Annotated in this window: 13 protein-coding genes and 1 pseudogene; 5 read left to right on the forward strand and 9 right to left on the reverse strand. The window is 61.3% G+C overall.

Translation table 11 applies throughout. The features are described from left to right. Positions 1 to 75: 75 nt before the first annotated feature. Entirely contained in the window at positions 76 to 1,005 is a 930-nt protein-coding gene (locus tag AC6I65_RS10525) for a DMT family transporter (RefSeq protein ID WP_497901852.1), read from the reverse strand. A 307-nt stretch (positions 1,006 to 1,312) separates the two neighbouring features. Between AC6I65_RS10525 and AC6I65_RS10530 the strand changes: the two genes are divergently transcribed. Next, positions 1,313 to 2,341, forward strand: coding sequence for a DUF7972 family membrane protein (locus AC6I65_RS10530; protein WP_497901853.1), 1,029 nt, complete (start codon positions 1,313 to 1,315; stop codon positions 2,339 to 2,341). A 40-nt stretch (positions 2,342 to 2,381) separates the two neighbouring features. On the opposite strand, the gene AC6I65_RS10535 is transcribed toward AC6I65_RS10530, so the two are convergent. Beyond that, positions 2,382 to 3,203, reverse strand: coding sequence for a nucleoside phosphorylase (locus tag AC6I65_RS10535; protein WP_497901854.1), 822 nt, complete (start codon positions 3,201 to 3,203; stop codon positions 2,382 to 2,384). A gap of 175 nt (positions 3,204 to 3,378) precedes the next feature. Here AC6I65_RS10535 and AC6I65_RS10540 point away from each other — a divergent pair, with 175 nt between their 5' ends. Next, positions 3,379 to 3,801 carry a DUF488 family protein, N3 subclade gene (locus tag AC6I65_RS10540; RefSeq protein ID WP_497903195.1) on the forward strand — a complete coding sequence of 141 codons (423 nt, stop codon included), beginning with the start codon at positions 3,379 to 3,381 and terminating at the stop codon, positions 3,799 to 3,801. Positions 3,802 to 3,882: 81 nt separating this feature from the next. Here the strand turns inward: AC6I65_RS10540 and AC6I65_RS10545 are convergent, their stop codons facing one another. From AC6I65_RS10545 to AC6I65_RS10555, 3 genes are all read right to left on the reverse strand, one after another. After that, positions 3,883 to 4,167: a hypothetical protein gene (locus AC6I65_RS10545; RefSeq protein WP_497901855.1), complete on the reverse strand. Its 285-nt coding sequence runs from the start codon at positions 4,165 to 4,167 to the stop codon at positions 3,883 to 3,885. Between the two features lie 4 nt (positions 4,168 to 4,171). Further along, positions 4,172 to 4,348, reverse strand: a complete 177-nt coding sequence (locus tag AC6I65_RS10550; RefSeq protein WP_497901856.1) for a hypothetical protein — start codon at positions 4,346 to 4,348, stop codon at positions 4,172 to 4,174. 268 nt (positions 4,349 to 4,616) lie between these two features. Further along, positions 4,617 to 5,645, reverse strand: a complete 1,029-nt coding sequence (locus AC6I65_RS10555; RefSeq protein WP_497901857.1) for a DUF4382 domain-containing protein — start codon at positions 5,643 to 5,645, stop codon at positions 4,617 to 4,619. A gap of 358 nt (positions 5,646 to 6,003) precedes the next feature. Between AC6I65_RS10555 and AC6I65_RS10560 the strand changes: the two genes are divergently transcribed. Together AC6I65_RS10560 and AC6I65_RS10565 are read left to right on the forward strand one after the other, a co-directional pair. After that, positions 6,004 to 6,582, forward strand: coding sequence for a J domain-containing protein (locus tag AC6I65_RS10560; protein WP_497901858.1), 579 nt, complete (start codon positions 6,004 to 6,006; stop codon positions 6,580 to 6,582). A gap of 92 nt (positions 6,583 to 6,674) precedes the next feature. Beyond that, a complete protein-coding gene (locus tag AC6I65_RS10565) occupies positions 6,675 to 8,276 on the forward strand; it encodes a GTPBP1 family GTP-binding protein (protein ID WP_497901859.1) in 1,602 nt (533 codons plus the stop codon). A 13-nt stretch (positions 8,277 to 8,289) separates the two neighbouring features. Here AC6I65_RS10565 and AC6I65_RS10570 read toward each other — a convergent pair whose 3' ends face one another. Beyond that, positions 8,290 to 8,853: a gamma carbonic anhydrase family protein gene (locus AC6I65_RS10570; RefSeq protein WP_497901860.1), complete on the reverse strand. Its 564-nt coding sequence runs from the start codon at positions 8,851 to 8,853 to the stop codon at positions 8,290 to 8,292. A gap of 138 nt (positions 8,854 to 8,991) precedes the next feature. Between AC6I65_RS10570 and AC6I65_RS10575 the strand changes: the two are divergent. Beyond that, positions 8,992 to 9,665 (forward strand): annotated as a pseudogene (locus AC6I65_RS10575) (IS6 family transposase). Positions 9,666 to 9,678: 13 nt separating this feature from the next. Here the strand turns inward: AC6I65_RS10575 and AC6I65_RS10580 are convergent. The 3 genes from AC6I65_RS10580 to AC6I65_RS10590 form a co-directional block, all read right to left on the reverse strand. Beyond that, positions 9,679 to 10,176: a hypothetical protein gene (locus AC6I65_RS10580; protein ID WP_497901861.1), complete on the reverse strand. Its 498-nt coding sequence runs from the start codon at positions 10,174 to 10,176 to the stop codon at positions 9,679 to 9,681. Positions 10,177 to 10,815: 639 nt separating this feature from the next. Further along, the gene (locus AC6I65_RS10585; protein ID WP_497901862.1) at positions 10,816 to 11,616 is read right to left on the reverse strand and encodes an IclR family transcriptional regulator; all 801 of its coding nucleotides are present in this window, start codon (positions 11,614 to 11,616) and stop codon (positions 10,816 to 10,818) included. A gap of 206 nt (positions 11,617 to 11,822) precedes the next feature. Further along, positions 11,823 to 12,515 (reverse strand): type 1 glutamine amidotransferase, encoded by a 693-nt coding sequence (locus AC6I65_RS10590; protein WP_497901863.1) that lies wholly within the window; start codon positions 12,513 to 12,515, stop codon positions 11,823 to 11,825. Positions 12,516 to 12,536 lie beyond the last annotated feature (21 nt).

A 12,536-nucleotide genomic window follows, 5' to 3' on the forward strand; every position in this document is an offset into this window, starting at 1 on the left:
CGACCGCGACAGTGAACGATTCAACGGTCACCGGCTGTCGTGACGAGAGCCATTGAGAACCAGCAAAAGCCAGCGTTAGCTCCCGGTCGTCGCACGCAGGTTCACGAACTCGTCGCGGATGGCCCGGCGCTTGACCAGCACGAACCCGATCGCGATCAGGACGAAGCCGAACACCGTCGTCCCGGTGATCACCTCGTCGAGGAGCAACCAGCCGAAAATCGCAGCGAAGACCGGCGCGACGTAGGACACCATATTGATCTCGATCGGGCCGAGGCGCTCGAGCAAGGTGAAGTACAGGAGGAAGCCGAAGGCGCTCGAGGCGAGTGCGAGGTACGCGAGCGACCAGAACGCGTTCGGGTGGAGCCACGTCGCCGGTTCGATCGGTTCGCGCAGCCCGAGGCTCAGCAGGTGCATGAGGATCGCGCCGCCGATCATCGACCAGGCCTCCATCGTCTCGATTGGCATCTCGGCGTCGAGCCGACGGGTGAGGACGCTTCCGAGGGCAAACGACGCCGCGGCAAGGAAGACGAGGGCGGTCGCGATGGCGTTCGCCGAGAGCAAGTCGTTGGGATCCGGTTGGGCAATGACGATCACTCCGCAGAGGCCGATCCCGACGCCAACCAGTCCGACCGCCGAGAGCGCGTCCGACGGGACGAGCGCGCGGGCGAACCCGGTCGTGAGGACGGGCGAGAGCGACACTACGATTGCGGCGGCGGCCGCCGTCGTGTTTAGCTGACCGACGAAGAGGAAGGCGTGGTAGGCCGCGATGAGAAGCACCGACCCGATCGTGACGAGGAGCCACTGGTCGCGCCCGCTCGGGAAAAAGTCACCACCGTCAACGACGTACGCGGCGTAAGCCAGCATAATGACGCCAGCGACGTCGTATCGAAGCGCGGCGAAGAGCACGGGCGGGAAGTACTCGAGTCCGGCCCCGATGGCGACGAACGCGGTTCCCCAGACGGCCGCTAGTACCAGAAAGAGGGCGAAGTTTCGGTATCTGCTCACGAGTGTGGATTCGCCACGGGCGACCTATGCGTTTCGATTCGAAGCTCGAAAGGCCGAGACGATGGTCGTTTTTCGACGCGAAAATCGTTTCAGAAGCGACCTCGTCGATGATCCTCGGCGGAGAGTACAGGGACAGACGTATAGTAGCTAGCGAGTGGAAAGGGAAACGACGAGTTAGACGGAGGCTTCAGTTGGTGGCCAGGATGGCCACTCGAGATACAGATTCAAGTCGGTTAACGAAAAAAGCGAAAATGCAACACAGAGCCACATGAGCGAGTCAGATACTCTCCTACGCCCAGCAGATACGATGCGAGAACGGGTCGGCGAAACCCGTGTCAAGGTCTGGTTTTTGATCAACGCAAACCGGTGGTTCGTTACCGGAGTTATACTGGTGGCTGCGTATCTCGTTATGCTTCTCGTTCACGTTTTCGGTCCGAGTTCTTCGCAGAAACTCATCTCGACGAACGTGATCAGTTCGCTATTCGGGTCGATGGTAATCGCCGTCGTCACGAGCGTCACGCTCGTTTTGACGATCTCACAGTACGTGCTTGCCGAAGAAATTGGCCCCCTCGGAGAGCAGCGCGACCGCATGTCGAACGAGGTCGATTTTCGAGAAGCCGTCGAAGAGACGGGGGACATCGGCGTCGCCCCAGCGGACCCGGCTCGGTTCCTTCGAACACTTATCGAGATTTCGGATACGCACGCACGACAGATCGCCGACACCGTTTCCGAGAGTCCGAACGCGGACCAACTCGATGAAATCACAGAATTCGTAGACGGTCTCGTCGAGCACAGCCAGAAGATTAGCGCCGACCTCGAAGAAGCGGAGTTCGGATCGTTCCAGACGCTACTGCCCGTCCTGAACTACAACTATTCCTGGAAGATATTCGCTGCCCGAACGCTTCGGAACAAATACGCCGAATCGATTTCGGAAGACACCGACGAGGCGTTCGGCAGGCTACTCGATTCGCTCCGGTTTTTCGGTCCGGCACGAGAACATTTCAAGACGCTCTACGTGCAGTGGGAGATCATCAATATCTCGCGCGGAGTGCTGTACGGAGCAATGCCCACGCTGGCGGTTGCGGGGTACATGGTCCTGGAATTTGACGCCGCAAAGATGACCGGCACTATCGCCGGCATTAGTACGGCCTATCTCGTCGTTAGCGCCGTTTACGTACTGACGCTCATCCCGTTTGCTGTCCTTCTCGCCTACCTGCTCCGTGTTCTCACCGTGATGAAACGAACGCTCGCAATCGGCCCGTTCATTCTTCGAGACACCAAGCAGCTAGAGGGCGTTCGCTACGAGGAATCGACCGAGATTCAATCTGAAAAGTAACTGACGATGATGCGGGGGTCGGCGGATTCGTAATAGAACCCTACTCGAGGCTGAGCCCGGCGTGCCAGCGGTCGACGCCGGCCTCGCGCTTGACCGCGTCCATCTTCGCCAGCAGGTGCGTCGCCAGCGAGGCGGTTTCGGCGGCTCGAGACTCGCCTTCGGTGCGGAATTCGCCGGTCACGCGGTTGGCGTAGACCGAGCAGACCGCCCCGGCCCGGAGGCCGTAGACGTTCGCGATGGTGAGGATGGCGCTGGCCTCCATCTCGATGTTGGCGACGTTGGCCTCGGTGAGTTCGTCGATCAGGTCGTCGGCACCGGCGGCCTCGAAGCCGTCGAATCCGGGTCGACCCTGCCCGGCGTAAAACGAATCGGCGCTCATCGTGATCCCCGTGTGGTAGTCGTAGTCCAGGCGCTCGGCGGCGGCGACCAGCGCGCTGACGACCTCGTAGTCAGCCGCGGCCGGGTAGTCCTCACGGACGTACTCGTCGCTCGTCCCCTCCTGGCGAACGCCACCGGTCGTGATCACGAGGTCGCCGACGCTCATCTCGGGCTGGAGCGCCCCACAGGACCCCACCCGGATGAACGTCTCGCAGCCGACGCGGGCGAGTTCTTCGACGGCGATGGCCGCCGAGGGGCTACCGATTCCCGTCGAGGTGACCGAAATCGACGTCCCGTCGTAGGTACCTGTCGCCGTGCGGTACTCGCGGTGGTGTGCGCGCTCCTCGTGGTCGTCCCAGTGGGCGACGATCTTCTCGACACGCTCAGGATTCCCCGGCAAGAGGACGGTGTCGGCCACGTCGTCGGCCGCGACCTCGAGGTGGTACTGTACGTCGGCGTTCGGGTCTTCGCTGTCGCCGGCCATAGAGACTCGAGAATAGTCGCGCCATTGTATATAAATGCTGGAAGACCGTACGGGGCGTATGGGCACCGATCCGGACGCCGGGGCGGGAGCGGAACCCGGAACGGAGGGGAACGCTACCGGAGAAGCGGACACGGGGGAGCGGACGCTCTCTGATACAGCGGGCACCGCGAACAGCATGTTCACCGACACCTACGTCGCCGCCCTCCAGCACGACCTGGTCGACCTCGAGCCCGGGACCACGCTCGTCGGCGTCGTTCGCCAGCCGACCTCTTGGTTTCACGCCGCCGTCGACGAGAACCTGCCGGCGCTCGGGCCGCCGTCGACGTTGCTCGAGGACGCCAAAACGGCCACGGAGGACCTGAAGATGGCCGGCATGTGCGACGAGGGCGCCCACAACGCGTCCTGGGAGCAGGTGGGTTTCGAGGACCGGTACCGGGAGCACCTCGAGACCGAGATCGAAGCCCGGGAGGCGCTTGCAGAACTCGAGGAACGGCTCGAGGAGGGCGAATCGATCGCGCTCGTCTGCTTCGAGAACACGGGCAAGAAGCGCTGTCACCGGACCGTGTTGCGAGAGGTCCTCGAGGCCAGACGGGCCTAACTGCCTGCCCCGAGGTCGAACCTAACTACCTTCCTCGTCACACGGACCTGGCTGTCGACTCGTCTCGAAACCGAACCTGTGTCAGTCCACGTTCTCCGGCGACGCACACGACGGGGAGACGACTCGTCCGGCGAGACGACCGTCCACGACGCGGCCGAGTATCTCGACTTCGACCTCGAGCGGTCCCTCGGACGTCTCCGTCGGCGAATCGAGGCGTTCGAGCCCCTCACAGACCACGACGTCCATCGGGCTCCGATCGGAGGGGTGCGCGGCGATCAGCGTTCCGTCGTCGGCTCTCGTGACCTCGAGGCAGTAGCGCTCCCCGATGCCGAGTGAACCGCTGACCAGGTCGCGAATCGACGTCATCGGTTCAGAGACGGTTGATGTCCACGTCGTCAGGGTCGTTCGGATTCACCGTGTTGGCGCAGTTCGCACAGAGGCCGACCCCCTCCTGGTAGTGGACCTGGCAGACGAGGGCGCCGCAGTTGTCACACCGCTCCTCGGCCGACCGCGTTTCACAGATCTGACAGAGGCCGCTGACGCTCATACTCGAGGTACGGACTCGAGTGGCTTCAAACCGGTGCCGGCACTGGGGACGCGACGTCGCTCGAGCAGGAGAAACGGTCAATGGTGCACGTTCTATAGCAACTTCAGAAAGTGCACCATTATCCGCGAGGAGATGAGATTTCGGTTCGATTCGCTCGAGGTTGACCCGAAGAGAGGTGATTCCCGGCGGGAACTGAGGCCCAGGAACGCTGAGGGCTGGCGAGGCGCTGAGAGCCGAAGTTGAGTTCCCTCGAGGGACTCGTCCGTCGCTACTCGTCTTCGCTGTCCCCGTCGCCGTCCGTTTCGGATTCGTTGGCTTCCTCTCCGGTATCTTCGTCGGCGTCTTCCGATTCGTTGGATTCCTCCTCGTCCGCTTGGTCGTCCGTCTCTTCTCCACCGTCAGTTTCGTCTTCGCGTTCTACTTCCTCGACCTCGACATCCTTGCCTGCGACCCCGCTTTCGGAGATTACGGGTTTCAGGTTGTAATCGGACCCCTGTCCACGTTTGACCACGTTGATGTCGAAGACGAAATCGACGGGGTCGTCGGCACCGATCTCGAAGGGGTGCGTGATCTGTAATTTTTCGCTCGGGAGCTTGACGTTCGCCTGCTCGCCATCGACGATACCCTCGACCGCCGAGACGTGCAGTTCGATCTTCTCGTACGTTCCCGGAGAGAGTTCTCCTTCGAACACGGAGACTGCCCGCTCGCCGACCAGCTCCGTGAGGTCGACCGTCCTTCCCTCGAGGTCGACGATGTAGAACCCGCGCTTTCGTTCGACGCCGTCGGCGGTGTCGTTCTCGTCTTCGTCGCCTTCGTCGCCGTCGGATTCCCCGTCCGCGTCTACATCGTCCTCGCCATCGTCACTCGAGTTCTGCTGATCGTCGATGTCCTCTTCAGTTTCGTTCGATTCCTCGCCTCCGTCCTCGCCATCGGTTTCGGTCGAGTCCTCGTCGTCACCCTCGCCCTCACCACCGTCGAAGATTCGGGCGTAATCGAGCGTGACATCCAGCCGTTCGAAGTCGCCGATGTCGGCCGGCATGTCGCTGACCAGCAGTCTGAAGTTCCCCTGCTGTCTGCTCTCCTCGGAGCCATCCGTCTGTGCCCCGTCGTCGGACTGCGTGTCCTGGTCGGGCGTCCCATCGTCGCCTGATTGCTCCGGACCGTCACCGGAGGTGCACCCGGCGAGTGCCGTCGCACCGACGCTACCGCCGGCGGCGATGAACGCTCGGCGTCCCACGCCGGGTTTCGATTGGTAGTTCGCCCGCCTCGACTCGTCGCTTGCTCGGTCGTTTGGCATTACTCCTTCCAGACAGGAACCGGGTAAAGCAGTGCCGTTCGTTCTGGAGATTCAGAATCGTTTGTGAACGGTTTTGCTCCCGTGCTCAATGGGCTGAAATGCCCGCCAGACCGCCCCAACGATCAGTTTGAACGGAAGGTTGAACTGAAGGCCGTTCGTTCTTAGCTCGAGGCCGCGTCCCGGCTACACGTCGTCACCCCTCGGCCCGCCACTACTCGCCTCACCAACTCTGGGCCGCATCCCTCGGTGAACACAAACGGTCGCGTATTCGACGCGGCGGCCGGACGACACTGCGAGTCGAGACTGACGCGTGTTCGGTCGCCGCATCCTTTAGGCCGCTCGAGTCCCTATCTCGAGTGTGCAACGGTCACCGATTGTGTTGCTCGTCGCCGCGCTGTTCGCGGGCATGACCGCCCTGCTCGTGATCGGCTCGTTCGTCTCGCGCTCGCCGATCCCGTTCGTCGTCGCGGTTCCGCTCGGAGCGACGGCCTACTTCATGTACTACCACGGCAGCGGGAAGCTCGTGGAACGACTTCGCCGTCGCGAGGTACGGAGTCAGCAACGTCAACGCGAGCGGACGCGACGCGCCCGGGACGGCCGCGGCGGCTTCGGGGCAGGCCCACGTGCTCGAGGCGGCCCGCGAACGCGTGCGGAGCGCGAAGCTCGATTCGGTGCCAGTCTTGGTGGGGGCGGACCCGGAACCAAAGCCGGTCCCACAGGTTGGCACGGCGAAGATCCCCGAAATCGAGTGTCCGCGACCTCGAGCGGTCCCACGACCGCCGAAGCCCGGAGCGTGCTCGGCGTCGATCCGACGGCCGACCAGGCGGCGATCAAACGGGCCTATCGAGACCGCGTCAAGGACGTCCACCCCGACCGCGGCGGCGACGAGGCGGAGTTCAAGCGGGTGACAGCGGCCTACGATCGCCTCCGCGAGTGAAGACATGACACTCTGTGTCACAGTCGCTCTCGAGAGACACACGTTGACATTCGGCAGGAAGGCTTTTGCCGTGTGACTCGCTATCACCGGATATGAGCCGTGACCGGGCCCTGCTGGAGCGGGCCCTGGAACGTGGCGAACAGGACGGTGGGAACGTCGAGTTCAAGGAACGGCTGCTCGAGTCGATCCACCTCGAGGGCGGGCGACGGGAGAGTCTCGCCGCACAGCTCCGTCACCGCGTCCTCTCGGGCGACGGCGAGGCGACGTACGTCGTCGGCGTCACCGACGACGGCGGCCTCGCCGGCATCGACGTCGACACCTTTTCGGAGTCGATGGACGTGCTCTCGCTGCTCGCCGAGGAAGCCGAGTGTCACATCGAGGATGTCCAGACCTGGGGCATCGAGGGCGGCGTCGTCGGCATCGCCCTGATCCGCGAGGGCGCCGTCCTCGAGACGGACGACCAGCACGTCGTCGTCGGGACGGCCGGCCACGTCGACCACGGAAAGAGCACCCTGGTCGGCTCGCTCGTCACGGGCCGCCCGGACGACGGCGACGGTGCGACGCGAGCCTTCCTCGACGTCCAGCCCCACGAGGTCGAGCGGGGGCTGTCCGCGGACCTCTCCTACGCCGTCTACGGGTTCGACGAAGAGGGGCCGGTGCACGTTACGAACCCGAACCGGAAACAGGACCGGGCGGCCGTCGTCGAGGAGGCCGACCGCCTCGTCTCGTTCGTCGACACCGTCGGTCACGAACCCTGGCTCCGGACCACGATCCGCGGTCTCGTCGGTCAGAAACTCGACTACGGCCTGCTCGTCGTCGCCGCCGACGACGGGCCGACGCGGACGACCCGCGAACACCTGGGAGTGTTGCTCGCCACGGAACTCCCCACCGTGGTCGCGCTGACCAAGACCGACCTCGTCGACGACGACCGCATCGAGGAGGTCGTCCTCGAGGTCGAGCGCCTCCTCCGGGACGTCGGCAAGTCTCCCCTCCGGGTCGGCCGCCACGGTGTCGACGCCGCCGTCGAGGAAATCGGCGACACCGTCGTCCCCATCGTCGAAACCAGTGCGATCACGATGGACGGCCTCGACGTCCTCGACGAACTGTTCGACCGACTGCCGAAGACCGCCAGCGACGACGGCGAGTTCCGGATGTACATCGACCGAAGCTACGCCGTGACCGGCGTCGGCGCCGTCGCTTCGGGGACGGTCATGCGCGGCGAGGTCGAGGCCGGCGACGAACTCCTGCTCGGGCCGATGGCCGACGGCTCGTTCCGCGAGGTCGAAGTTCGATCCATCGAGATGCACTACCACCGCGTCGATCAGGCCCAGTCCGGGCGGATCGTCGGCATCGCGCTCAAGGGCGTCGAGGAGGCGGAGATCGAGCGCGGGATGGTCCTCCTGCCCGGCGACGCCGATCCCACGCCCGTCAGGGAGTTCGAGGCCGAGGTGATGGTACTCAACCACCCCACGCGAATCGGCGACGGCTACGAACCCGTCGTCCACCTCGAGACCATCGGCGAGGCCGCGGCGTTCTATCCCGAGGACGGTCGCCTCCTGCCGGGCGACAAGGGGAAAACCCGAGTACGGTTCAAGTTCCGCTCGTACCTGGTCGAGGAGGGCCAGAAGTTCGTCTTCCGCGAGGGTCGAAGCAAGGGCGTCGGGACGGTGACGGACGTCTCACCGGCGACGTAATCGGGGATTCGACCTAATCGGTATCGATAGTTGAATCTGTCTCAGTATCGGTACCGACATCGGGCTCGAGCGTCCCACGCTCGAGAACCTCGGACGTCTCGGCGTACCGCCCCGCGAGTTCCACGTAGTGGTCCGCAGCGGTTGCCCGCGGCGAATCCTCGACCTCCTTCCTGACTTCTGCGGGAGCGCCGACGACCAGCACCGACTCGGGGACCGTCGCGTCCTCCGTGACGACACTATTTGCAGCGACCAGGCTCTCTGCGCCGACCGTCGCCCGATCGAGGACGATCGCCCCCATCCCGACCATCGCCCGCTCGCCGACCGTCGCGGCGTGCACGATCGCGTTGTGGCCGACGGTCGCGTACGGGCCGATCGTCGACCCCTCGTGGACCGTCGCATTGTCCTGGACGTTCGCGCCTTCCTCGAGGACGATTTCGCCGTGGTCGCCCCGGAGCACGGCCCCTGGCCAGACGCTGGCATCGGCTTCGATCGTGACGTTGCCGATGACGACCGCGCGCTCGTCGACGTATGCCGAATCCGCGATCGTCGGTTCTCGGCCGTCGAAAGATCGGATCATGGCCACCGTTTGGGAGGAGTCGAGTTAGTGTTGGTGAAATTTGACCGGGCCTGGTGGCTCGAGTTCAGTAGGTATGGTGGGCAGTGTCTTGTTAGGTCAGTTTGAGGAACGGGTAGGTCGTGGAGATAGTTTGGAACAATGCTTGCAGACCTGCTCAGCGAATCCTACGCAGCGGAATTTGATGTTGTTGAGAGCGTGAGTGGACGGCGACGCCTGTCAGGGTGTTCGCTGTCCGCCTCCACACGAGTGGTTTTTCGCTTCGAGAGACACGAGCGATGCTTCGTTTGATCGGTGTCAAGCGCTCTCATCAGGCCATCTGGCAGTGGGTGCATCGGCTGGCTGACAGCGTGCCAGATCCGCTATCGGCGAAGCCCTCGCGGGTCGCGGTTGATGAGACCGCTGTCAAGATCAACGGCAACTGGTCTTGGGTGTATGCGGGTATAGATCTCGACTCTCGATTACTCCTCGATGTCGCAGTCTTCGGACGACGGGGTACCGATCCAGCTGCTGCGTTCCTGCATCAATTGACCGAGAAACATGATCTTTCCGACACCGTGTATCTCGTCGATGGCTATGGGTATCTGACTGTCCTCTCTCGGTTAGGGTTAAGCGGTCAGCTCGACTACGTCGAGCGAAATCTGATCGAGAAGTGGTTTCACACGCTGAAGATGCGAGTTGACCGCTTCCACACTTCGTGGGTGGGCAGTCGGGCGAGTGTCAGAGAATGGCTTGAACAGTTCGTACACTACTACAACACACAACGACCGCACCAATCACTCAACGGACAGATGCCAGCAGAGCTGTTAAACTAGATAGTTCTCCTGATCAAATAATGTATTCCTCGTGATCAAAGTACTCTATCCCTGCGCGAATTCCAGTGGATTTCTCATCACATCCTTCTGCAAATAGGACAAGAGTTCTGTTTTCTTCTATGAGTATTGAGAAGTCTGTCGATTCGTTTTCATGGACACAGGTATCTTGTACAGACCACTCATATTCTTCCAGGTCACCATCATACTGAACAGCAGTTTCATACTCTTCCCCTTCTATCCCAACCTCCGGGATTTCAATTCCGGTCTTTTCTGGAATCCTATATCGATTGGATATCTCCTTATTATTATTTTCATCGTGGATAACAATCCCCACACGTACTTCGGTTTCGCTAAGATTCTCAATGAACACAGAATCTACTCGACCTTCGACTGGTCCGTCTGTTGAACCGTTCTGATCGGGTTTTGAATCATTGGAGGGGCCACTCAGACACCCACCAGACGCTACAGAACAGGCAGTAATGGCTTTGACGAGGATAGTTCTCCGGTTCATACCTATGTGTTAGATGTATTAGTCAAAGCCTTTGTGTTGGCACATATTTATTATGGTGCTGTGATTTCCGGGTGACGAAAAACTGTATTCATATACTCTGCGAAAGGGAGACCTTGAGCCAGAGCTCGTGCTCGGCGGCGACCGCCTCGGCGAGTGATACGCTCGATCACGTCGGTCGACATCAACCGTACCAGTCACTCACCGGACAGACACCAACGGAGATGCTAAACTAGACAGTGCCGTGTGATGAAAATAGACACTATAAAACTATAAAAATTTAGACTACATAATCTCGTTCACCCTACCCTAAATTCGTCATGTTCCCTCCCACAAATCACCAATATATGCAAATATGCGTAACAAAAGCACAAATATTAGCTTTAAACGATTTTATTCGCACTAAGAACACGTAAATGATTGAGTGTGCAATTGAACATTTCGACGAGTTAAATAACAGAAATAACATACTAACCCTATATGATCAGAATTAAGATATAGAATAGTGACCGCTCGAGCGTGATCAGATGTCGGCTCACACGTTCACCGATCGTCGTTCCCGAAATGAGAACAGAGAGCTTCGTTACACTCCATTACAATCTTAAGCGTGTAATGCCCAGACGAGTCGAGCGAAGTAACGTCTCAGAGCGTCTCGCTGGCAGTGGACATGTTGACGCTCGCTTCGGTCACGTTCGCACTCTCCGTGACCATCCGTGGCAGTTCGTCGTGATAGTACTCGTCGTTGAGTCGACTGGTCGGACCAGACACGCTAATCGCCCCGAGCACCTCGCCGTTCGCGCTTCGAATTGGAGCGCCGACAGCACGAATTCCCTTGATCTCTTCCTCGTCGTTGACCGCGTATCCGCGTTCGCGTATCGACTCGAGCTCCGCGAGCAACGCGTCCACGTCGGTAATGGTGTGTTCCGTCTTCCGAACGAGCCCATACCTGTCGACGATCGATCGGACCCGATTCTCGGGGAGGTGGGCGAGAACGGCCTTCCCGGTCGACGTGAAGTGGAGGAAGTCCGGCTTCTGCTCTTTCGCCGTGTGGTAGTCGTCGCCAACGGCGTTCTCCCCCGGGACTTTGTAGATGTTCCGCTCGAGGCCGTGCTGTTCGCACATCAGGTGGGCGTACTCGCCGCTCCGCTCGGCAAGGCGGTCGACCGTCGACTTGCCGTGCTCGAAGAGGACGTGCCGATGGCGAACTGATTTGCCGAGATAGAGGAACTCGAGGCTGAGGTGGTAGGTGTCGCCGCGTTTGACCACCAGCCGTTTCTCGCGGAGCGTGTTGAGGTAGGAGTGGGCCGAACTCTTCGAGAGGTCGAGCGCCGTCGCCAGTTCGGTCACGCCGACGCCGTCGCGTTTTTCGAGCGTTTCGATCACGTCACAGGCTCGAGCGACCGTCTCGAGGGTCCGGGCGGAACCGGTTTCGTGGTCGTCCATATGTGTCACTGGTGAGCATACCTCAAAACTGTTCGCATTTGGCGAACCACCGGTAGCGTTAGCCAGTGGTCAGCTCAATCCGGAGAACGGTTCGGGTGCACACGCTCGCGATAACGCTCCCATCAAACGAACGACGACGTTCTCATTTCGAGGGAAGCGACGGTCGAGGTCGACCCGACGATATCGATGGTTCAGCCGGCGACGACTCAGTCCACCACGTACCGCTCGAGGAAGTGCGTGTAGAGTCGTCTGGACTCCTGTGCCTTCGCGTACCGGTCGGGTGTGGTCGAACGCGAGAGTTGCTGGCGACACCGATCCGAAGCCAACCGGTCGCGGAGAATAGTCTCGACCATGGACTGGTCGAATTCGGGGTGGAACTGTATGCCGAAAGCGGGCACCCTGGTCGATTCGAACGCCTGTACGCCGGTTCGATTCGTCGCGAGGACTCGCGCGTCCAGGAGCGGTTCCCGGACGTGGTCGCGGTGCCAGCAAAACGACGTGAAGGTGTGGTCGAAACCGGCGAACAGGTCGTGATTCGACCCCGCCGCGGTCAGGTCGATGTCCTCGAAACCGGCCGAACGCTCCGGGAGCGTCTCGATCGTGCCGCCGAGGACCGACGCGAGGACCTGGTGGCCGAAGCACACGCCGAGGATCGGAATCGCTTCGGCGATGGCGGCGCGGATCGCGTCCTCGAGGTGGACGAGGAACGGGGGCCGTCGGTTGATGCGTGCGTGTGAGCCAGTGATGATCACCGCATCGGCGGTCACGATCGGGTGCAACCGATCGTGTCGGGGATCGAGGACGCGAAACTCGACGTCCGGGAATCGATCGGTAACGATGCGCTGGATCGCCGTTCCGTAGTCGAACCGGTTCGGAGGTTGAATGCACGCGAGTCTCATGGTGGGCGTTCGAATTCGTCT

Source organism: Natronosalvus sp. KLKA75 (genome assembly GCF_059736265.1).